19 protein-coding genes are annotated in these 22,148 nt (G+C 59.0%); 5 read left to right on the top strand and 14 right to left on the bottom strand.

Translation table 11 applies throughout. The features are described from left to right. Positions 1–125: 125 nt before the first annotated feature. The 5 genes from P406_RS17715 to P406_RS17695 all read right to left on the bottom strand — a co-directional run bounded on the left by P406_RS17715 (position 126) and on the right by P406_RS17695 (position 3,077). Positions 126–608, bottom strand: coding sequence for a hypothetical protein (locus P406_RS17715; protein ID WP_046236877.1), 483 nt, complete (start codon positions 606–608; stop codon positions 126–128). Positions 609–724: 116 nt separating this feature from the next. After that, positions 725–1,168: a hotdog fold thioesterase gene (locus tag P406_RS17710; protein WP_004410366.1), complete on the bottom strand. Its 444-nt coding sequence runs from the start codon at positions 1,166–1,168 to the stop codon at positions 725–727. Between the two features lie 62 nt (positions 1,169–1,230). Continuing rightward, positions 1,231–1,686 (bottom strand): phosphohistidine phosphatase SixA, encoded by a 456-nt coding sequence (sixA, locus tag P406_RS17705; RefSeq protein ID WP_004410363.1) that lies wholly within the window; start codon positions 1,684–1,686, stop codon positions 1,231–1,233. After that, positions 1,683–2,027, bottom strand: coding sequence for a DUF4389 domain-containing protein (locus P406_RS17700; RefSeq protein ID WP_046236876.1), 345 nt, complete (start codon positions 2,025–2,027; stop codon positions 1,683–1,685). Before P406_RS17700 ends, sixA begins: the two co-directional genes overlap by 4 nt. Positions 2,028–2,051: 24 nt before the next feature. Further along, positions 2,052–3,077: an NAD(P)H-dependent glycerol-3-phosphate dehydrogenase gene (locus P406_RS17695; RefSeq protein ID WP_003316574.1), complete on the bottom strand. Its 1,026-nt coding sequence runs from the start codon at positions 3,075–3,077 to the stop codon at positions 2,052–2,054. A 285-nt stretch (positions 3,078–3,362) separates the two neighbouring features. Between P406_RS17695 and P406_RS17690 the strand changes: the two genes are divergently transcribed. The 3 genes from P406_RS17690 (at position 3,363) to fabB (ending at position 7,269) form a co-directional block, all read left to right on the top strand. Continuing rightward, complete coding sequence (locus tag P406_RS17690) at positions 3,363–5,300, top strand: ATP-binding protein (protein WP_004410350.1); 1,938 nt, start codon at positions 3,363–3,365, stop codon at positions 5,298–5,300. Positions 5,301–5,519: 219 nt separating this feature from the next. After that, a complete protein-coding gene (gene fabA, locus P406_RS17685) occupies positions 5,520–6,035 on the top strand; it encodes a 3-hydroxyacyl-[acyl-carrier-protein] dehydratase FabA (protein ID WP_003316569.1) in 516 nt (171 codons plus the stop codon). A gap of 10 nt (positions 6,036–6,045) precedes the next feature. Beyond that, the gene (gene fabB / locus P406_RS17680) at positions 6,046–7,269 is read left to right on the top strand and encodes a beta-ketoacyl-ACP synthase I (RefSeq protein WP_046236875.1); all 1,224 of its coding nucleotides are present in this window, start codon (positions 6,046–6,048) and stop codon (positions 7,267–7,269) included. A gap of 252 nt (positions 7,270–7,521) precedes the next feature. Here fabB and P406_RS17675 read toward each other — a convergent pair whose 3' ends face one another. Together P406_RS17675 and htpG are read right to left on the bottom strand one after the other, a co-directional pair. Continuing rightward, complete coding sequence (locus tag P406_RS17675) at positions 7,522–8,250, bottom strand: dienelactone hydrolase family protein (protein ID WP_046236874.1); 729 nt, start codon at positions 8,248–8,250, stop codon at positions 7,522–7,524. Positions 8,251–8,340: 90 nt separating this feature from the next. Continuing rightward, a complete protein-coding gene (htpG, locus tag P406_RS17670; RefSeq protein WP_046236873.1) occupies positions 8,341–10,248 on the bottom strand; it encodes a molecular chaperone HtpG in 1,908 nt (635 codons plus the stop codon). Between the two features lie 313 nt (positions 10,249–10,561). On the opposite strand from htpG, the gene P406_RS17665 reads away from it, so the two are divergent. Next, a complete protein-coding gene (locus tag P406_RS17665; RefSeq protein WP_003316565.1) occupies positions 10,562–10,822 on the top strand; it encodes a lipoprotein in 261 nt (86 codons plus the stop codon). Between the two features lie 93 nt (positions 10,823–10,915). On the opposite strand, the gene brnQ is transcribed toward P406_RS17665, so the two are convergent. Beyond that, entirely contained in the window at positions 10,916–12,229 is a 1,314-nt protein-coding gene (gene brnQ / locus P406_RS17660; RefSeq protein ID WP_046236872.1) for a branched-chain amino acid transport system II carrier protein, read from the bottom strand. Positions 12,230–12,530: 301 nt separating this feature from the next. Between brnQ and P406_RS17655 the strand changes: the two genes are divergently transcribed. Next, a complete protein-coding gene (locus P406_RS17655; protein WP_046236871.1) occupies positions 12,531–13,106 on the top strand; it encodes a GNAT family N-acetyltransferase in 576 nt (191 codons plus the stop codon). Between the two features lie 99 nt (positions 13,107–13,205). Here the strand turns inward: P406_RS17655 and sucD are convergent, their stop codons facing one another. The 6 genes from sucD to P406_RS17625 form a co-directional block, all read right to left on the bottom strand. Next, a complete protein-coding gene (sucD, locus tag P406_RS17650; RefSeq protein WP_003316562.1) occupies positions 13,206–14,087 on the bottom strand; it encodes a succinate--CoA ligase subunit alpha in 882 nt (293 codons plus the stop codon). Then, positions 14,087–15,253 (bottom strand): ADP-forming succinate--CoA ligase subunit beta, encoded by a 1,167-nt coding sequence (gene sucC / locus P406_RS17645; RefSeq protein WP_003419916.1) that lies wholly within the window; start codon positions 15,251–15,253, stop codon positions 14,087–14,089. Before sucC ends, sucD begins: the two co-directional genes overlap by 1 nt. 208 nt (positions 15,254–15,461) lie before the next feature. Further along, complete coding sequence (gene lpdA / locus P406_RS17640; protein ID WP_003409846.1) at positions 15,462–16,898, bottom strand: dihydrolipoyl dehydrogenase; 1,437 nt, start codon at positions 16,896–16,898, stop codon at positions 15,462–15,464. A gap of 172 nt (positions 16,899–17,070) precedes the next feature. Then, the gene (odhB, locus tag P406_RS17635) at positions 17,071–18,309 is read right to left on the bottom strand and encodes a 2-oxoglutarate dehydrogenase complex dihydrolipoyllysine-residue succinyltransferase (RefSeq protein WP_046236870.1); all 1,239 of its coding nucleotides are present in this window, start codon (positions 18,307–18,309) and stop codon (positions 17,071–17,073) included. 41 nt (positions 18,310–18,350) lie between these two features. Continuing rightward, positions 18,351–21,182, bottom strand: a complete 2,832-nt coding sequence (locus tag P406_RS17630) for a 2-oxoglutarate dehydrogenase E1 component (RefSeq protein ID WP_003366703.1) — start codon at positions 21,180–21,182, stop codon at positions 18,351–18,353. A 259-nt stretch (positions 21,183–21,441) separates the two neighbouring features. Continuing rightward, positions 21,442–22,146 (bottom strand): succinate dehydrogenase iron-sulfur subunit, encoded by a 705-nt coding sequence (locus tag P406_RS17625; protein WP_003343563.1) that lies wholly within the window; start codon positions 22,144–22,146, stop codon positions 21,442–21,444. Between the last annotated feature and the right edge of the window lie 2 nt (positions 22,147–22,148).

Genomic DNA, 22,148 nt, shown 5'->3' with positions numbered 1-22,148 from the left:
CATGGGCGGGCGAGTCACGATTGTGCCAAGTTGCTCCGCGGATCGGCAATGACTGGAACCGCCATCGCAGGTGTCACTCCGGCCATCAGGATTACCCGATACGGCGGTCGGAGCGGCGTGAAGGCTTATAAAGCCTGGGTGAACCGGTCCAGGCAAGCCTTTATGTAGGCGACCTGAAAACCAAAAGATTGTTTGACAAGGGCCTTGGCCTCAGCAGAGGGCTTGGCTTTTCTGAAATCCAGGATGGCTAACTGCATGGCTTGTACCGCGACATCCGACAACGGCTGGAATAGCGCGAGGGCGCCATTGTCGGGAAACTGGACCTTCAACTTGTCGAACAGCATGTCGGCATCATCACGCAAGGCCATGAACTCGGCCGAGGTCATCAGGTTATCCGCATAGACCGCCTTCAAGCGCTTTTCCAGATTCAATTCACCGTGTTGCGGTGGAGCCTTCGCTGCAGGCGGAGTTGCAGCAGCTATCGGTTGACCGGTGAGCACCCCGACAAAGGACGGTGGACTGCCCGGCAGAGCAGGCGTTTCAGACGCAACCGTGTGTTCAGGCGCAGGGCTCTCTCCGGGTGAGGCTGGCTTTTCTTCAGTCATCATCAATCCTCCTGAGAATGAATGTTCCCTCCAGGGAACATTCAGACACTAAGAGAAAAGATACCCTCTCACAACGGCCAAACCGGACCTGAGAACGCGTCCTTAATAGCTGAAAACACTCAATTGACTGGAGGCTCTTTGCCATGCGGTACGACGGCCACCGTCAAGCGCGAAATGCAGCTTGGCTTGCCTTCGTCGTTGCTGATGCGGATGTCCCATACATGGGTGGTCCGGCCTATATGTACGGGCCTGACCACACCGGTGACACGTCCGCTACGCACACCACGCAAATGGTTGGCGTTGACCTCCAGCCCGACGCAGAAATACTTGCTCGGGTCGACGATCAGGTAACTGGCCATCGACCCCAGTGACTCGGCCAATACCACGGATGCACCGCCATGCAGCAGCCCGAAAGGCTGATGGGTACGTTGATCGACCACCATGCTGGCTGTCAGAGAATCATCGGTGAATGCTTCGAAACGAATATCCAGCACTTCGCCGATGGTGTTTTTTTGAGCCGCCATAAGGGCTTCGATATCGGGAGCCTGACGCCATATGCTCATGCTGAATCCTTTTCCGGGGAGAGCCGCATTCGCTGCGGTCATTCATTGCGCGCACAGGCCGTTCAGACGTGCCTGACGCTGTTGAGGCGCATGCCGCCTGCCACTACGAACTCGCCTTCCAGCTCGGCAAGACTGGCCGTGCTCATCGGCTCGGCCTGTTGCGGACTGCCGTGCGCCAGTACCCCGATCAGTTCGCCCACCAAAGGCTGATGGCTGACCAGCAGCACTTCATCGATACCCAGCTTGTCCAGTTGCGCCAGCACCTCACGCGGGCTGCTGTCGGGTGTAAGCCAGGGCGCGGTGACGATCGAGTCATCGAATGCCAACGACTGACGCACCAGCTCGGCAGTCTGTTGTGCACGCACATAGGGGCTGGCGATGATCCGTTGCACGGGCTTGTCCGTCAGTTGCAGCGCACTTTTCAGCACTTCCTCACGCCCGTGTGCAGTCAACTCGCGCTCGGCATCGCTGCGCGCCCGCGACTGCGCTTCGCCATGACGCAATACCCAGACCTTCATGGCTTTAGCTCCTCATCGCGCACCGGTTGAGCCGCTGGCGGGACATGATGGGGCGCCTCGCCTTCGGGCGCGCGCGGCGCTGGCCAGTCGCCGAAAGGCCAGGGTTTGTGGTCGCTGTGAAACGTCCCGAAACGACCGATCTGCGCCAGGTACTGGCTGATGCTGTCGCCGAAGTTCATCAGGCCACCATTCGGCGCACCGTAAATCAGGCGGTAGACCAATTGCACCAGCACCACGCCCGCCAGAATGATCTGGGCGACGTGCCATACGCCCAGAAACAGCAGCATCCAAAGAATGCGCAGCAGGATCGATTCGTTGTGCTGGATTTTCGACTCGTTCAAGACCTTCTCCTGATCAGACTGAATTCAATTAAAGCCGGTAATCGAAATGAAATCGACGTCCGTCTTGGGCTCGGCCCGCATCAGCGCCTCGATGACCTGGCTGAGCGTACGGCCTTCAAAAAGAATCGCATGCAGCCCGGCGACCAATGGCATATACACCTGCACTTCCTGCGCTTTGACCTTGAGCACCTTGAGGGTGTTCACGCCCTCGGCCACTTCGCCCAGGCGCGTGACCGCTTCTTCCAGCGTCAGCCCCTGGCCCAAGGCAAAACCGACCTGATAGTTGCGGCTTTTCGGCGAGGAACAGGTGACGATGAGATCGCCCACCCCGGCCAGGCCGAGAAAGGTCATCGGGTTGGCGCCCTGGCTGACCGCAAAACGGGTCATTTCCGCCAGCGCCCGGGTGATCAGCATGCTCTTGGTGTTTTCGCCCATGTCCAGCGCCACCGCCATGCCGGCAATAATTGCGTAGACGTTCTTCAGTGCCCCGCCCAGCTCGACGCCAAACCGGTCATTGCTGGCATAGACACGAAAGGTGCGCCCGTGCAACGCAGCCTGAACCTCCTGACACAGCGCTTCGTCTTCGCTGGCAACCACCGTCGCGGTCAACGCATGCTCGGCGATTTCCCGCGCCAGGTTGGGCCCGGACAATACGCCGATACGCGCCTGCGGGACGATCTCTTCGAGGATCTGACTCATCAGTTTGAAGCTCTGCGCTTCGATACCCTTGGTCAGGCTCACCAGCATCTTGCCATTGAGGCGCTCGACGTGAGGCGACAGCACCGAGCGCAAGGCACTCGACGGCAAGGCGACGAAGATCAGTTCGCTGGCGTCGAGCACCGCCGTCAGGTCGGTGACCGGCTCGACTTCAGGGCGAATCTTGATGCCTTTGAGGTAACGGGGGTTTTCACGATTGACGCGAATGGCCTCAGCCTGCTCCGGATCGCGCATCCACTGACGAACCTGATGGCCGTTCTCGGCCAGCAGATTGGCAATGGCCGTACCGAAGCTGCCACCGCCAAGCACCGCGACGGGTTGCTGTGTGGTCATAAAACTATCCATCCAGAGCCATTCAAGTGGCGATGTCATCATTATACGGAGCAACACGTTATCAGCCAGCGACAAAGCTGATCTGTTATGCACTCTTGGCGGCATCCATCAACAAGTTCGCTGGAAACACGCGCCATCTCGGTTAACATGCGCGCACAGCATGAATCACCACGATGGCCGGCGTTGCCTTGTGCAGCCGGACCGATTCGCGACCACCGGGCGAACAGGCATGGACGCATCAATCGAACTACCTCCGCCGTGCCTTGCGCGCGAGGCGCACAGCCGATGAAGTTTCGGCACTGGGACATCAATACCCGCACGCAGATCATCAGCCTTGGCCCTGCCCTGTTGCTGACGGCTTTGCTGATCAGTTTTTTTACCTTCGTGCGTATCCAGGACCTGCGTCAGGAGCTCAACCACACCGGGCAGCTGATCGCCAATCAGCTGGCGACCGCGGTCGAGCCGGGCGTGACCACGGGCGATATCGAGGGGCTCAAGGCGTTGATGCGCGCCACCCTGTCCATGCCCAGCGTTCGCTATGTGGAAATTCAGGACAGCTCCAACACCGCCGTGATCTACATAGACCAGCCGCGCGATAACGAGCAGCAGACCCGGCAGATGGAAGTGTTCCTGGCTCCCGTTCAACCGCAGCGCACCACCATTCACGGCAATCCCGGCACGCCTGCCCCAGGAAAAAGCCAACCCGCGCAGGGCGCTTCACAGAGTTATCTGGGGCGGGTGCTGGTAGGCATGTCCAGCGAAGCATTCAGCCGACGTCAGCAGGAGATACTGCTCAAGGCTGGCGTCCTGGCGATGGTCGCCTTACTGTTCGCCTTTCTGCTGGCGCGCGGCCTGGCTTTGAGCCTGTCCAGACCCATCAGCGATATGGGCGAAGCGCTCAAGGCGATTCAACAGGGCGATTACCACACCCCCATGCCGGTCAGCGACGACGCCGAGCTGGGCGCGCTGGCGCGGCACATCAACAACCTGGCTGAGAACCTGCACCGCGCCAGCCTCGAGCAGCAGCGCTCGGTAGCCCAGCTGATCCAGACCCGGGAAGAAGCCGAACAGGCCAACCGCGCCAAATCGGACTTCCTGGCCATGATGAGTCACGAGCTGCGTACGCCCATGAACGGCGTACTGGGCATGCTGCAGTTGCTGGAAACCACGCACATGACCCACGAGCAGAGCGAATACGCGACGCTGGCGACCGAATCCACCGAGCATCTGCTGCGGGTCATCAACGATATCCTCGACTTTTCCCGCATCGAGCGCGATGCCCTGCAGATGGAAGGCATACCGTTCAACCTGGCTGAACTGGTCAGCGCCTCGACCCACGCCTTCAACCACAGCGCCGCGCAACGCCAGCTGCTGCTGGAACTGCACATTCAGCCAGGCCTGGAGACCTTGAACGTCATCGGCGACCCGACCCGCATCCGCCAGATTCTGGTGAACCTGATCGGCAACGCGCTTAAATTCACCGAGCAAGGCAAGGTCTGCGTCGACGCCAGGTGGGCAATGCTCGACGATGAGCTGCTGCACTTTACCTGTGCGGTACAGGACAGCGGCATCGGTATCGACGCCGAGCGACTGGAATCGATGTTCGATGCATTCAAGCAGGCCGACAGCTCTATTTCCAGACGTTACGGCGGCACGGGGCTGGGGCTGCCGATTGCGCGGACCCTGGCCGAACGCATGGGCGGCACCTTGCACGCCGAGAGCGAGGAAGGGTCGGGCTCGTTGTTCACGCTGCAGATCCCCCTGCCCGTCTCGCGCGACGCTTCGGTGGCCATTGCCAAGCCGCTGTCGATACTCGACGCGCATGGCCGGGAGCGCAGCATCCTGCTGGTCGAGGACAATCCGGTGAACCGCACGGTGGTGCAGGCCATGTTGCGTAATCTGGGGTGCGAGGTCGACATCGCTGTCGACGGTGCCGAAGCGGTGGCGAAGGCAAGCGCAGGCAATCACGCGCTGATTCTCATGGATTGCCGACTGCCGGTCATGGATGGCTATGAGGCCACCCGTCGAATCAGGCAACTTTCCGGGCTGGAACGAATCCCAATCATTGCCCTGACGGCCAACGCGTTACAGGGTGATCGGGACGCCTGTTTGCAGGCAGGGATGGATGATTACCTGCCCAAACCGTTCAAACATGCTGATTTACAGCAGGTTTTGCAGCGCTGGCTGTCCTTTGAAGCACCTGCGACTGGCGATAAATGTTAAATTGCGGCAGTCTTGGCATCCAGATCGGCCAGCAAAATCGGCTGAATGACAAAATTCAGTGTACAGGTGTACCTTGATTTCACCTGCGCTGTGACTTTCATTACAACGCAACAGTCTATGAGTAGGCTGCCGGACAGGGTCCTGGCGAAATTAGCGCCAGGACTGGCGTTCGGGCCAGTGGCGCCACAACCTGCCGCACAAGATTATTGAGGAGCTCGCATGACCAAACAACACGCCTTTACCCGGGAAGACCTGCTGCGCTGCAGTCGTGGCGAGCTGTTCGGCCCAGGTAATGCGCAACTGCCCGCCCCCAACATGCTGATGGTTGATCGCATCACGCACATCAGCGATGAGGGCGGCAAGTTCGGCAAGGGTGAGTTGGTCGCCGAACTGGATATCAATCCGGACCTGTGGTTCTTTGCCTGCCACTTCGAAGGTGATCCGGTCATGCCTGGATGCCTGGGCCTCGACGCCATGTGGCAGCTGGTTGGCTTCTATCTTGGCTGGCAGGGCAATCCCGGCCGTGGCCGTGCCCTGGGTTCAGGCGAAGTGAAGTTTTTCGGTCAGGTTCTGCCTACCGCCAAAAAAGTCACTTACAACATCCATATCAAGCGCGTCCTGAAGGGCAAGCTGAACCTGGCCATCGCCGACGGTTCAGTGAGTGTCGACGGTCGCGAAATCTATACCGCCGAAGGCCTCCGGGTCGGCGTGTTCACTTCCACTGAAAATTTCTAAGGGTACTCGCATGCGCCGCGTCGTTATCACTGGTCTGGGTATTGTTTCCTGCTTGGGCAATGACAAAGAGACCGTCACCGCTAACCTGCGTGCTAACCGCCCTGGCATCCGCTTCAACCCGGAATATGCCGAAATGGGTCTGCGCAGCCAGGTTTCCGGCTCCATCGACCTGAATCTGGAAGAATTGATCGATCGCAAGATCTTCCGCTTCGTCGGCCATGCGGCAGCCTATGCCTACCTGGCGATGAAAGACGCCATCACCGATTCGGGCCTGACCGACGAGCAGGTTTCCAACGTGCGTACCGGCCTGATCGCCGGCAGCGGCGGCGCCTCGACCCTGAACCAGATGGAAGCGCTGGATACCCTGCGCGAGAAAGGCGTCAAGCGCGTCGGCCCTTACCGCGTCACGCGGACAATGGGCAGCACCGTTTCGGCCTGCCTGGCCACGCCGTTCAAGATCAAGGGTGTGAACTACTCCATCTCGTCCGCCTGCGCCACCAGCGCACACTGCATCGGCAACGCTGTCGAGCAGATCCAGCTGGGCAAGCAGGACATCGTCTTTGCCGGTGGCGGCGAAGAAGAGCACTGGAGCCAGTCGTTCCTGTTCGACGCGATGGGCGCACTGTCCACCCAGTACAACGAAACCCCGGAAAAAGCCTCGCGTGCCTACGACGCCAAGCGTGACGGCTTCGTCATTGCCGGTGGTGGCGGCATGGTGGTGGTCGAAGAACTCGAACACGCCTTGGCGCGTGGCGCGAAGATCTACGCAGAAATCGTCGGTTACGGCGCGACCTCCGATGGCTACGACATGGTCGCACCCAGCGGTGAAGGTGCCATTCGTTGCATGAAGATGGCCTTGGGCGACATCGACTCCGGCGCCATTGACTACATCAACACCCACGGCACCTCGACCCCGGTCGGCGACGCCAAGGAAATGGAAGGTGTGCGCGAAGTATTCGGCGCCAACGCTCCGGCGATCAGCTCCACCAAGAGCCTGTCGGGCCACTCGCTAGGCGCCGCAGGTGTCCACGAAGCGATCTACTGCCTGCTGATGATGGAGAACAACTTCATCGCAGGTTCGGCCAACATCGAAGAGCTGGACCCGGTGGTTGCCGACATGCCTATCCTGCTCAAAACCAAGGAAGACGCCAAGCTCGATCTGGTCATGAGCAACAGCTTCGGTTTCGGTGGCACCAACGCCACGCTGGTCTTGAAGCGCTGGGCGGGCAAGTAATACTGCTTTTGCCACAAACAAAGAAGGCGCCTTTCGAGGCGCCTTTTTTGTGGGTCGGAAAAACGTGGCTAGTGCTCTTCGGTATATCTGCGTGGACGATGGATCTTCAGAACACCGATCGTTCCTCACGCTCCAGCGTGGGAATGCAGTTCACGACGCTCTGCGTCGCAAGGGGACGCAGAGCGTCCGGAACGGCATGCCCACGGAACGGTAGTGTCATCCGGCATGCCTTAGGGGAAGATCGTTGTTCCTTCAGCCGAACACTTCTTTCAGCAAATCATGCATCGACTTGAACGCGCGGCTCGATACTTTGGCGTCGTACATCATCATGCCCGGCACGTTGGCGTGCGGATCGGTGAAGGAATGGAATGCGCCGCCATAGCTGTACAGCTGCCAGTCCACGCCAGCGGCGTTCATCTCGTCTTCGAAAGCTGGTAGTTGCTCTTTCGGCACCAATGGGTCAGAAGCGCCGTGCAGGACCAGCACCGAGCCTTTGATGTTTTTGGCGTCAGCCGGGTTGGGTGTGTCCAGCGTACCGTGGAAGGAAATCGCGGCTTTCAGTTCGGCACCGGTACGCGCAAGCTCCAGAGAGCAGCAGCCGCCGAAGCAGAAGCCGAAGGTTGCGATTTTGCTTGAGTCCAGAGACGCACCGCCCTGGCCCAACAACTGGTCGAGTCCTGCCTGCATACGCCTGCGCAGCAGGCCGCGATCGTTCTTGAGCGGCGTCATGGCAGCGCCCGCCTCGTCATTGTTACCGGGGCGAATCTGCTGACCGTACAGGTCAGCCAGCAACACTACATAGCCCTGGGCTGCGACCGCTTTGGCGATGTCTTCGGCACCCTTGCTGACACCCATCCAGTTGGGCGCCATCAGCAGACCTGGCTGTGCAGCAGTAGCATTGGTGTCGTACACCAGACGGCTTTCATAAGGCTGACCATCAATCTGATAGATCACAGAACGAATTTCGATATTGCTGCTCATTACTGACTCCTGATCGTTGGAGAGATGAAGGACGTGTCGCGGGAAATGAAACAAAAAACCCGCCGAGGCGGGTTTCTTGTCAACCGGCTATCAAACCGACAGTTCTACCAGCAACTTGTTCAGACGGCGCACGTAAGCGGCCGGATCCTTGAGGCTATCACCAGCGGCCAGTGCGGCCTGATCGAACAGGATGTGCGACAGATCGCCGAAGCGGTCTTCGCTCTGTTCGGCATCGAGCTTGCCGATCAATGGGTGGGCAGGGTTGAATTCGAAGATCGGCTTGGAGTCCGGCACCTTCTGACCGCTGGCTTCCAGAATCTGACGCATCTGCAGCCCCATATCCTGCTCGCCAATGGCCAGAATCGCAGGCGAATCGGTCAGACGATGGGAAACCCGCACTTCGCTCACCGAATCGCCCAGGGCGGCTTTCAGGCGTTCGATCAGGCCTTCCTTGTCCTTGGCGATCTCTTCCTGAGCCTTCTTGTCCTCTTCGGAGTCAAGATTGCCCAGATCCAGGTCACCACGCGCCACATCCATAAAGCCCTTGCCATCGAAGTCGCTCAGGTAGCTCATCAGCCACTCGTCGATACGATCGGTGAGCAACAGCACTTCGATGCCCTTCTTGCGGAAGACTTCAAGGTGCGGGCTGTTCTTGACCTGTGCGTAGGATTCGCCAGTGAGGTAGTAGATCTTGTCCTGACCTTCCTTGGCACGCGTCAGGTACTCGGCCAGAGAAACGCTCTGTTCGCCGCTGTCGTCGGACGTCGATGCGAAACGCAGCAGACCGGCGATTTTTTCTTTGTTGGCGAAGTCTTCTGCCGGACCTTCCTTGAGGACCTGACCGAAGTTTTTCCAGAAGCCCTTGTACTTCTCGGGCTCGTTTTTCGCCAGCTTCTCCAGCATGTCCAGCACGCGCTTGGTCAGCGCCGACTTCATCGAATCGATGATCGGGTCTTTCTGCAGAATTTCGCGGGAAACGTTCAGCGACAGGTCATTGGAGTCGACCACGCCCTTGACGAAGCGCATGTACAGCGGCAAGAACGACTCGGCCTGATCCATCACGAACACGCGCTGCACGTAGAGCTTGAGACCACGCGGTGCTTCACGCTGATACAGATCGAACGGCGCACGCGCAGGCACGTACAGCAGCGAGGTGTATTCCAGCTTGCCTTCGACCTTGTTATGGCTCCAGCTCAGCGGGTTCTCGTAGTCGTGTGCGACGTGCTTGTAGAATTCCTGGTACTCCTCGTCCTTCACCTCGGTGCGCGGACGGGTCCAGAGTGCGCTGGCGCGGTTGACGGTCTCCCACTCCAGCGCCGGTGCCTCCTCACCTTCGGCCGCCGGAGCCTGCTCTTTGGGCAGTTCGATCGGCAAGGCGATATGGTCGGAGTATTTCTTAATGATGTTACGCAGGCGGTAGCCGTCAGCGAATTCCTCTTCACCGTTTTTCAGGTGCAGAACAATACGGGTGCCACGATCAGCCTTGTCGACGGTGGCGACTTCGAACTCGCCTTCGCCCTTGGAAGACCAGTGCACGCCTTCGCTCGCTGGCGTGCCGGCACGACGGCTGAACACTTCGACCTGATCGGCAACGATGAACGCCGAGTAAAAGCCGACACCGAACTGACCGATCAGGTGCGAGTCCTTCTTCTGGTCGCCCGACAGGTTTTTCATGAAATCAGCGGTGCCGGACTTGGCGATCGTGCCCAGGTGGGTGATCACGTCTTCACGGCTCATACCGATGCCGTTGTCTTCAAGCGTAACGGTCTTCGCGTCCTTGTCGAAGCTCACACGAATTTTCAGCTCCGCGCCGCCTTCCAGCAACTCGGGCGTGGACAACGCTTCAAAACGCAATTTGTCGACCGCGTCAGACGCGTTCGAGATCAATTCGCGAAGGAAAATTTCCTTGTTGGAATACAGCGAATGGATCATGAGGTGCAGCAGTTGCTTTACCTCGGTCTGGAAGCCCAGGGTTTCCTTTTGAGTTTCCACACTCATAATCATCAAACTCCGATCTGGATGGTATAAGCCGTCACGGTCAGGCAGCAGCCTGTGTGACAGCGGGTAGTCATCAAGGTGGGGGCTGGGTCGGGGATTTCAAGAGCCAATGATGCCTGGAGCGTGTTTCGTGCTTCGGGCACGAGGCGAACCCGCCTGCTCGGAGCTCGCCGGAACGGCTGATGATCGGCGCGCTTTCATCAGCCTGTAACGACCGTGAAACGGCGCCCTCCATTATTGTCGTCACGGGTGGAACTTAACCCTCGGGAGCAGGCTCTTAGGCTCGTGAATAATCAATAAGGAGAAACACCCCATGCGTAAATCTTTAGCCTATGCCTTGATGCTTTCTGCCACCCTGGGCCTTGCCGCCTGTGACAAAAAGTCCGAAAACACTCAGCAAGATGCCAACAAGGCAGCTCAGCAGTCCCAGGAGTCGATGGAAAAGGCTCAGGAAAAAGTGAATGACGCGGCCAAGGAAAGCCAGGAAGCCGCTCAGAAGAACGCTGAAGCCGCTCAGCAGCGCACCAATGAAAACGCCGACAAGGCGCCAGAAGCAGCACCAGCCACCAAGTAAGGCTGACACGCTCGCAGAACTAAAAAGGCCCGCTTACAGCGGGCCTTTTCATGCAGCACGATTTTTCCTGCGCAATCGTCTAAAGCACGGCCTTCAAGCCAGCGCCTCGCTGCGCTTGCCCATCACCCTGTCGACCACCACTGCAACCGCAAGTGTGACAACAGCAGGCACCAGCCACGCAAGCCCCTGATCACCCAGCGGCAGATGGCTCAAAACATCCGGCAGAGCATCGGCGAAACCAGCGCCCTTCAGCGCATCGATCAGGCCGAATACCAGAGAAACCAGCATCACGGGTGCCACCACACCTCCCTGGCTCTGCCATAGCTCTTTGCAGAAGCTCAGCGCGACCAGAACGATGCACGGCGGATAAATCGCCGTGAGCACCGGAATCGAAAACTGAATCAGTTTGGTCAACCCGAGATTGGACACCAGCAGCGAGAACACGGCTAGGATGATCACCAGCGTTCTGTAGGACAGCGGCAGCACCTTGGCAAAGTATTCGGCGCAGGCACAGGTCAGGCCTACGGCAGTCACCAGGCACGCCAGGGAAATCAGCACGGCAAGAAAACCGCTGCCCAGCGAACCGAAGGTGTGCTGCACATACGCATGCAGAACCGCTGCGCCATTGCTGGCACCTGCCGCCACGGCGTGGCTGCCGGAGCCGAGGCGAAACAGGCTGACATACACCAGCGCCAGCCCGACCCCGGCGATCAGCCCGGCAATGATCGCGTAGCGCGTGATCAGACGGGGCGATTCGACACCGCGCGAGCGGATCGCGTTGACGATGACAATACCGAAGACCAGCGCCCCCAGGGTATCCATGGTCAGGTAACCGTTGATGAAGCCCTGGGAAAACGGCGCTACGGCGTACGCCGGCTCCGCCTCCCCTATTCCGCCTGCCGGCAAGGCGAATGCCGCGATGCCCAGTACCGCCAGCGCGATGATCTTCAGCGGCGCCAGAAAGCGCCCGACGGTATCGAGCAGGCGCCCCGGGTACAGCGACACCCAGAACACCACCAGAAAATACATCAGGCTGTAGAGAAACAATGCCATCGGGGTGTCGCCGGTCAGCGGCGCCAGGCCAACTTCGAACGAAACCGTGGCGGTACGCGGAGTGGCGAACAATGGACCGACCGCCAGATAGCAGACGGCAGCGAGCGCCCCGCCGGCGATCTTGCCAATCGGACTGCTCAGGGCATCCATCGCGCCCCCGACCCTGGCCAGAGCGATCACGGTAATGACCGGCAAGCCAACCGCGGTGACCAGAAAGCCCAGCGCCGCTATCCAGACATGCGGCCCGGCCTGCAGACCCACTATAGGGGGGAAGATGATATTGCCAGCCCCGACGAACAGGGCAAATGTCATAAAACCGAGTGCCAGGATGTCCTGGCCTTTCAACACTTTCATTACGAGGGACCACACGGAATCGAAATAAGGGATGGGACGTCACCCATGAATGGGGCAGACGCAGCCCGTCGGCGTAAGACGTGGCAGTACCTTGCGAAACGCCCCTCGTGAGGGCAACGCAAAAACGGCGGACAGGGTAGCCAACTTCGCTCGAAAATGCACTGTCTCAGGGCGAGCCACCCGACGACGCACCCTTAACTGGCAGTTGCAAAAGCCGCTGTAAAACCAGAAATGCCTGACAGACCAGGCGTTTCCTAACGGATAGATTGGGCCTCCTCTCTATACCCGGCAGCTTATTTCCATGCCTGACATCACCCATCTGAGTGCGATACCCACGCCGACCCTGTACACGCCGCGCCTGGTCCTGCGGCCGTTGCAGCTTGAAGACGCTGCGGCGATGCAACACCTGTTCAACCAGTGGGAAGTGGTGCGTTATCTGACCCACCACGTGCCCTGGCCCTACCCTGACGGAGAAGCGCTGCGTTATATCCGCGAGGACGCCCTGCCAGCCATGCAGGACGGTGAAGAGTGGCACTGGTCGATTCGTCTTTGCGGCGAACAGGATCATCTGATCGGTGCCGCGTGCATGATGGATGAGCCAGACAACAATCGCGGGTTCTGGCTCTCCCCACCCTATCAGGGGCTGGGCCTGATGTCGGAGGTGTGCGTGGCCATCGACCGTTTCTGGTTTGAAACCCTGAAACGACCCGTTTTACGTGTGGCCAAATCGGCCTTGAATGAAGCGTCGTGCCGCCTGTCTCGGCGCGAAGGCATGCGCCTCGTGACCGTTCAGGAAGCGCAGTTTGTCTGCGGGACCACCCAGGAGCAAATATGGGAGTTGACCCGTCAGGAATGGCAGATGAATAACCATCGATAGACGAAAACAGGACCAGGACGCCCCGCCGCCTTTTTCAGCCGCCCAAACAAAAGCCACCCGAAGGTGGCTTTTGTCGATTACCCGAAAAGCAAGCGAGGCTTACTTGGTCGGCCAACCAGTCAGCTCGGCCAGGGCCTTGCCGATGTCTGCCAGGGAGCGCACGGTTTTCACGCCAGCGTCCTGCAGTGCAGCGAATTTCTCGTCTGCAGTACCTTTACCACCCGAGATGATTGCACCGGCATGGCCCATGCGCTTGCCCGGAGGCGCAGTCACACCAGCGATGTAGGAAACAACCGGCTTGGTCACGTGTGCCTTGATGTAGGCAGCCGCTTCTTCTTCAGCCGAACCGCCGATCTCACCGATCATGACGATCGCTTCGGTCTTCGGGTCTTCCTGGAACAGCTTCAGGATGTCGATGAAGTTCGAGCCCGGGATCGGGTCACCGCCGATACCAACACAGGTGGACTGACCGAAACCGGCGTCAGTGGTCTGCTTCACAGCTTCGTAAGTCAGGGTGCCGGAACGCGACACGATGCCTACCTTGCCTGGCAAGTGAATGTGACCTGGCATGATGCCGATCTTGCACTCGCCCGGAGTGATGACGCCTGGGCAGTTAGGACCGATCAGGACCACACCCAGCTCGTCGCACTTGACCTTGGCTTCCAGCATGTCGATGGTCGGGATGCCTTCGGTGATGCACACGATCAGCTTGATGCCGCCGAACGCTGCTTCAAGGATGGAATCCTTGCAGAAAGGAGCCGGAACGTAGATGACGCTGGCGGTTGCGCCAGTGGTGTCTACCGCTTCTTTCACAGTGTTGAACACTGGCAGGTTCAGGTGCGTGGTGCCGCCCTTGCCTGGTGTCACGCCGCCAACCATCTTGGTGCCGTAGGCAATGGCTTGCTCGGAGTGGAAGGTACCTTGCGAACCAGTGAAACCCTGGCAGATAACCTTGGTGTCTTTATTGATCAGGACGCTCATTACTTGCCCTCCGCGGCTTTGACAACTTGTTGAGCAGCGTCGGTCAGGCTGGTAGCAGCGATGATGTTCAAACCGCTTTCTGCCAGTACTTTAGCGCCCAGCTCAGCGTTGTTGCCTTCAAGGCGAACAACAACCGGGATTTTAACGCCGACTTCTTTCACTGCACCGATGATGCCTTCGGCAATCATGTCGCAACGAACGATGCCGCCGAAGATGTTGACCAGTACTGCAGCGACGTTGGCGTCGGACAGAATGATCTTGAACGCTTCGGTAACGCGTTCCTTGGTGGCACCGCCGCCAACGTCAAGGAAGTTTGCAGGCTTGCCGCCATGCAGGTTGACGATGTCCATGGTACCCATGGCCAGACCGGCACCGTTGACCATGCAGCCGATGTTGCCTTCCAGCGCAACGTAGTTCAGTTCGAACTTGGCTGCGTGAGCTTCGCGAGGATCGTCCTGCGAAGGATCGTGGAAGCCCTTCAGCTTTGGCTGACGGTACATGGCGTTGGCGTCGATGTTGATCTTGGCATCCAGGCAATGCAGATCGCCGTCAGCCTTGATCACCAGCGGGTTCACTTCCAGCAGTGCCAGGTCATGGTCTTGGAACAGCTTGGCCAGACCGACAAAGATCTTGGCGAACTGGGTGACCTGCTTGCCTTCCAGACCCAGCTGGAAAGCCAGCTCGCGACCCTGGAACGGCTGAGCGCCAACCAGTGGATCGATGGTGGCCTTGAGAATCTTTTCAGGAGTGTCGTGAGCGATCTTCTCGATGTCCACGCCACCTTCGGTGGAAGCCATGAACACGATACGACGGCTGGAACGATCGACCACAGCGCCCAGGTACAGCTCTTTGGCGATGTCGGTGCAGGACTCGACCAGGATCTTGGTCACTGGCTGACCGTTGGCGTCAGTCTGGTAAGTCACCAGGCGCTTGCCCAGCCACTGTTGAGCGAACGCTGCAGCGTCTTCTTTGCTGCGAACCAGCTTTACGCCGCCCGCTTTACCGCGACCACCTGCGTGAACCTGGGCTTTGACGACCCACTCGGTCCCGCCGATCTTGTCGCAGGCTTCTGCTGCTGCTTCCGGGGTGTCTACCGCGTAACCCTTGGATACTGGCAGGCCGTACTCAGCGAACAGCTGCTTACCCTGATACTCGTGAAGATTCATGCTTATTACCGTCTTCGTTTAGGTACTGCGCATTCGGTGCTGCACGTCGGCGTGCCGCACCACCTGTGACCGCTACTCCGGGTGGACTCCGCAAGTGCCGTGGGACACTCATGAAGCCGCCTGAGAGGTCGAGTCCGGCGCAGATTCCGCGGTAAGCCCTGCTTGCAAGGCCAACGACGGGCACTGCGCCGTGGTTTCTCTTGTTGTCTTAGCGTTTCTTGCGATTCTGGATATGGATGGCGCCGCCATTCACAGCCAGTGCAGCTTCATGCAGCGCTTCGGACAGGGTCGGGTGCGAGAAGACCATCATGCCGATGTCCTCTGCGCTGCTGCCGAATTCCATCGCGATTGCGCCCTGCTGTACCAGCTCTGCAGCGCTCGGGCCGATAACGTGAACACCCAGTACGCGATCGGTCTTGGCGTCGGCAATGATCTTGACGAAACCGCCGGTGTCGTTGGCTGCCATGGCACGGCCACTGGCTGCGAACGGGAACGTACCGACATTGACTTCAACGCCTTCGGCCTTGAGTGTCTGCTCGGTCTTGCCGACCCAGGCGATTTCCGGGTGGGTATAGATAACCGACGGGATCAGGTTGTAGTTCATCTGGGCCTTGTGGCCCTTGATGCGCTCGACAACCATGATGCCCTCTTCCGAGGCCTTGTGCGCCAGCATCAGACCGCGAACCACGTCACCGATGGCGTATACGCCCGGTACGCTGGTGGTGCAGTAGTCATCAACGTAGATGAAACCGCGCTCGTCCAGATCGACGCCGCTGTCCGAAGCCAGCAGGTCGGTGGTCACAGGGCGACGGCCCACGGCAACGATCAGACGGTCGAAGGTGATCGACTGTTCGCCGGCAGCGTCGGTGTAGCTGACCACAACCTGCTCGCCTTCGACCTTGGAACCGGTCACGCGAGCGCCGAGTTTGATGTCCAGGCCCTGCTTGTTGAAGGTTTTCAGCGCTTCCTTGGAAACCGCTTCGTCAGCGGCCGGAATGAACTTCTCCAGCGCTTCCAGAACGGTGACCTGAGCACCCAGGCGAGCCCACACGGAACCCAGTTCCAGACCGATCACGCCAGCGCCGATGACGCCCAGACGCTGTGGGACCTGCTGGAATTCAAGAGCACCGGTCGAATCGACGATGACTTTCTGGTCTACCGGAGCAGGCGGAATGTCGATAGGACGCGAGCCCGATGCCAGGATCACATGGTCCGCTTCGATGATTTCGACAGTGCCGTCGGCTGCAGTCAGCTCAACCTTCTTGCCGGCCAGCAGTTTGCCGTGGCCCTGCAGAGTGGTCACGCCGTTGGCTTTGAACAGGCTGGCGACGCCGCCGGTCAGGCCTTTGACGATGGTCGACTTGCGGCCGATCATCGCTGGAACGTCGATGTTCAGTTCAGAGGTCGAGATGCCATGTACGCTGAAGCCGTTCTTGGCTTCATAGAATTTCCAGGAGCTGTCGAGCAGTGCCTTGGAAGGAATGCAACCCACGTTCAGGCAGGTACCGCCGAGGGCCAGTTTGCCCTCCTTGTCCTGATACTTCTCGATGCAGGCAGTCTTGAGACCAAGTTGCGCAGCCTTGATGGCGGCAACATAACCGCCAGGGCCTGCGCCAATCACTACCACGTCGAATTTCTGGGACATAAAAAAGAATTCCTCTATAGCTGCGAGCTTTAACCTGCAAGCTGCAGACAGGTCTGTGATGCTTTACAGACGAGCGTTGCAGCCTGTTCATTAGATGTAATCTGCAAGACCCGGTCTGTGCGACAGACTGCGCTCTTGCGCAGCCTGTCGTGTGCAGCCCGGGACTGCGTCATCAAATATCCAGCAGCAGACGAGCCGGATCTTCCAGCAGGTTCTTGATGGTCACGAGGAAGGTTACCGCTTCCTTGCCGTCGATCAAACGGTGATCGTACGACAACGCCAGATACATCATCGGGCGAATCACGACCTGACCATTGACCGCCATCGGACGCTGCAGAATGTTGTGCATACCCAGAATTGCAGCCTGTGGCGGGTTGACGATCGGCGTCGACATCATCGAACCGAAAGTACCACCATTGGTGATGGTGAACGTACCGCCGGTCATCTCGTCGATGGACAGCTTACCGTCGCGGGCTTTCTTGCCGAAGGTGGCGATGCCGCCTTCGATTTCAGCCAGGCTCATGTGCTCTGCGTTACGCAGAACCGGTACGACCAGACCGCGATCGCTGGAAACCGCTACACCGACGTCGGCATAGCCGTGGTAAACGATGTCGGAACCATCGATCGACGCGTTGACGGCCGGGAAGCGTTTCAGCGCCTCGGTGGCTGCCTTGACGAAGAACGACATGAAGCCCAGACGTACGCCGTTGTGCGACTTCTCGAACAGGTCCTTGTACTTCGAACGCAGCGCCATGACTTCGGTCATGTCGACTTCGTTGAACGTGGTCAGCATCGCCATGTTCGACTGAGCTTCGACCAGACGCTTGGCAACGGTTGCACGCACGCGGGTCATCGGCACACGCTTCTCGGTGCGATCGCCAGCGGCGACGACAGGAGCAGCGGCGGCGGCAGGCTTGGCAGCAGGTGCAGCGGCCGGAGCGGATTTCTTCGCTTCAACGGCAGCAACCACGTCTTCCTTGGTGATACGGCCGTCTTTACCGGTGCCCTTGAGGCTGGCCAGATTGATGCCGTTTTCTTCAGCCAGTTGACGCGCAGCAGGCGCAGCAATCGGGTCTTCTTCGCCAGCAGATGCAGCCGGTGCAGCGGCGGGTGCCGAAGCAGACGCCGAGGCAGGCGCAGCAGCAGCAGGTGCCGGAGCAGCAGATGCTGTAGCACCGTCATTCAATGTCCCGAGCACTTCGTTGGACAGGACGATGGCGCCCTCTTCCTTGGTGATCGCGCCCATCACGCCGTCAGCTTCGGCCAGCACTTCGAGGACAACCTTGTCAGTCTCGATATCGACCAGCATTTCGTCACGCTTTACCGCATCACCCTCTTTTTTGTACCACTTGGAAATGGTGCCGTCGGCAACGGATTCCGGGAAAGAGGGGGCTTTAATCTCGATAGCCATTATCTGTAATTCCTTAATTCGGTTTCTAATGCTCGAAGGCGTTAAACAGTGAAGGCATCTTGCAGCAGTTTTTCCTGCTGCTCGGCGTGCATCGACGCATAACCACACGCTGGAGCGGCAGAAGCATCACGACCGGCGTACTCGAGAACGAGTTCACGTTTGTGGTTGCCCATGCTGCGACGCAGGTGGTGTTGACTGCTGTACCAGGCACCCTGGTTCATCGGTTCTTCCTGACACCAGACCACATGCTGCAGGTTGGTGTAAGGCGCGATGGTTTCCATCAAATCATCTTCAGGGAACGGATACAGCTGCTCGAGGCGAACGATGGCGATGTCTTCACGCCCTTCGGCACGGCGTTTTTCCAGCAGGTCGTAGTAGACCTTGCCGCTGCACAGCACCAGACGCGTGACCTTGGCCGGATCGAGGGTATCGATTTCCGGAATGACGGTCTGGAACGAGCCTTCGGCCAGATCTTCCAGGGTCGAAACAGCCAGCTTGTGACGCAGCAGCGACTTCGGTGTCAGCACGATCAGCGGCTTGCGCAGCGGACGGATGACCTGACGACGCAACAAGTGATAGATCTGCGCCGGAGTCGTCGGTACGCACACCTGAATGTTGTGCTCGGCGCACAATTGCAGGTAACGCTCCAGACGTGCCGACGAGTGCTCTGGCCCCTGCCCTTCATAGCCGTGAGGCAACAGCATGGTCAGACCGCACAGACGGCCCCACTTGTGCTCGCCGCTGGTGATGAACTGGTCGACAACCACTTGGGCACCGTTGGCGAAGTCGCCGAACTGGGCTTCCCAGATAACCAGCGCATCAGGCTGGGTGGTCGAATAGCCGTATTCGAATGCCAGTACAGCCTCTTCCGAAAGGAACGAGTCGTACAGGTCGAAACGTGGCTGACCGGAGTACAGATTCTGCAGCGGGATATAGGTCCCGGCGTCTTTCTGGTTGTGCAGCACGGCGTGACGGTGCGAGAACGTACCGCGACCGATGTCCTGCCCCGTCATGCGGATCGGGTGACCTTCGAAGGCCAGTGTGGCGTACGCCATGGTTTCGGCGTAACCCCAGTTGATCGGCAAGCCACCGGCCTGCATCTTCTGGCGGTCTTCGTAGATCTTCTGAACCTGACGCTGCACGACGAAGCCTTCCGGCAACTCCATGAGCTTGGCGGACAGTTCCTGCAGGGTCTTGAGATCGAAGCGGGTGTCGTGACGCGCAGTCCAGGCATGGCCCAGGTATGGACGCCAGTCGACGAACAATTCCTTGTTCGGCTCCTTGACCAGGCTTTTCACCACGTGCAGACCGTTGTCCAGCGCGCTGCGGTAGTCGTCGACCTTGGCCTGAACGCGGGCATCGTCGAGAACGCCGGTCTTGATCAGATGCTCGGCATACAGCTCGCGGGTGGTGCGCTGCTTGGTGATCTGCTGGTACATCAGAGGCTGGGTGCCGCTAGGCTCGTCAGCTTCGTTGTGACCACGGCGACGGTAGCAGACCAGATCGATCACGATGTCACGCTTGAACTGCATGCGGTAATCGATGGCCAACTGGGTCACGAACATCACGGCTTCCGGATCATCCCCATTCACATGGAGGATCGGTGCCTGGATCATCTTGGCAACGTCGGTGGCGTACTCGGTAGAACGCGAGTCCAGCGGGTTGCTGATGGTGAAGCCCACCTGGTTGTTGATGACGATGTGGATCGTGCCGCCCGTCTTGAAGCCGCGAGTCTGCGACATCTGGAAGGTTTCCATGACCACGCCCTGGCCGGCAAAGGCCGCGTCGCCGTGGAGGGAAATCGGCAGAACCTTGTCGCCGTTCGGATCGTTGCGACGATCCTGACGCGCACGCACCGAACCCTCGACCACTGGAGACACGATCTCCAGGTGAGACGGGTTGAAGGCCATGGCGAGGTGGACCTCACCGCCTGCGGTCATCACGTTGGAAGAGAAGCCCTGGTGGTATTTGACGTCACCGGAACCCAGCTCCACTTTCTTCTTGCCTTCGAACTCGTCGAACAGGTCGCGAGGATTCTTGCCGAAGGTGTTCACCAGTACGTTGAGGCGGCCACGGTGGGCCATGCCGATCACGACTTCCTTGGTGCCATAGGACCCGGAACGCTGAATCAGCTCGTCGAGCATCGGAATCAGGCTTTCGCCGCCTTCCAGACCGAAACGCTTGGTGCCCGGGTATTTGGTGCCCAGGTATTTTTCGAGGCCTTCAGCTGCGGTAACACGCTCGAGCAGGTGGCTCTGAATGTCAGCCGAGAACACCGGACGGCCACGAACACTCTCGAGACGCTGCATGAACCAGTTGCGCTGCTCGGAATCCACGATGTGAGTGAACTCGGAGCCGATGGTGCGACAATATGTCTGCTGCAACGCTTCATGAATTTCGCGTAGGCTCGCTTCCTCTTTGCCGATGAACAGGTCGCCGGCACGGAAGGTCGTATCGAGATCGGCATTGGTCAAGCCGTAATGATTGATCGACAGATCCGCAGGCGCAGGGCGCTGCCACAGGCCCAGCGGATCGAGTTGGGCAGCCTGGTGGCCACGCATCCGATATGCCTGGATCAGTCGCAGCACTTCAACCTGCTTCTTCTCGTGTTCGCTGCTCACACTGCCGGCGGACACCGGTTGAGCGCGGCGCTGGTTTTTGGCCAGCAACACGAAATGATCGCGAATGGTCGAGTGCGATACATCAGTGGCAGAGCTGCCGTCTGCTGGCAACTTCTGAAAGTAGGTGCGCCATTCTTCTGGCACAGCGTTAGGGTCGTGCAGGTAAAGCTCATAGAGCTCTTCCACATAGGCAGCGTTACCACCGGATAGGTGGGCACTGTTCCACATGCGCTGCATCACGCTTTCTTGCATGCTTGGTCACCCTCGGTAAGGGGACACCACCGGCGAAGACACCAGAGCAATCCTGAAATAGTCGTGTGCAGCGACTGTATCAAGTCACCAGGGATCACGCAGATAGTCCGGGTACCAGCCCGGATGCCCCTGCTGGTCTCATTTCTTCAAAATAAGAGCCGCAGCTTTGCGAGCTACTGCTCAGGTTAAAACTACGGCGCCGGTTGAAGCCTGCGCCGTAGCCACTTCAGTGCAACGGTGTAACAGATAAAGCGATAAATCAGACGCCGTTCTGCAACAACATGTTGCGTACGTGACCGATAGCCTTGGTTGGGTTAAGGCCCTTCGGACAGACGTTGACGCAGTTCATGATGCCGCGGCAGCGGAATACGCTGAACGGATCGTCAAGCGAAGCCAGACGCTCACTGGTGCGAGTATCACGGCTGTCAGCCAGGAAACGGTAGGCTTGCAGCAGTGCAGCAGGACCCAGGAACTTGTCGGGGTTCCACCAGAAGGACGGGCAGGAAGTCGAGCAGCAAGCGCACAGGATGCACTCGTACAGACCATCGAGCTTTTCGCGCTCTTCCGGCGTTTGCAGACGTTCGATGGCCGGAGCCGGCGTGTCGTTCTGCAGGAACGGCTTCACCTTCTCGTACTGCTTGTAGAAGATGCTCATATCGACGACCAGGTCACGGATAACCGGCAAACCAGGCAGCGGACGTACGATCAGCTTGTTCTTGGCAACGACAGCCGACAGCGGCGTGATGCAGGCCAGGCCGTTCTTGCCGTTGATGTTCATGCCGTCGGAACCGCACACGCCTTCACGGCACGAGCGACGATAAGAGAACCCTTGATCCTGTTCTTTGACCAGGGCGAGCACGTCCAGCACCATCAGGTCCTTGCCACCGGTATCGACCTGAAACTCCTGCATGAACGGCGCGGCGTCCTGCTCAGGGTTGTAACGATAAACACTGACTTGCAACATAT

Origin of the sequence: Pseudomonas syringae pv. coryli str. NCPPB 4273 (assembly GCF_000972175.1) — a bacterium.
In the GTDB taxonomy this organism is placed as follows: Bacteria; Pseudomonadota; Gammaproteobacteria; order Pseudomonadales; family Pseudomonadaceae; genus Aquipseudomonas; species Aquipseudomonas syringae.
This window is presented reverse-complemented; position numbering and strand designations above follow the sequence as displayed.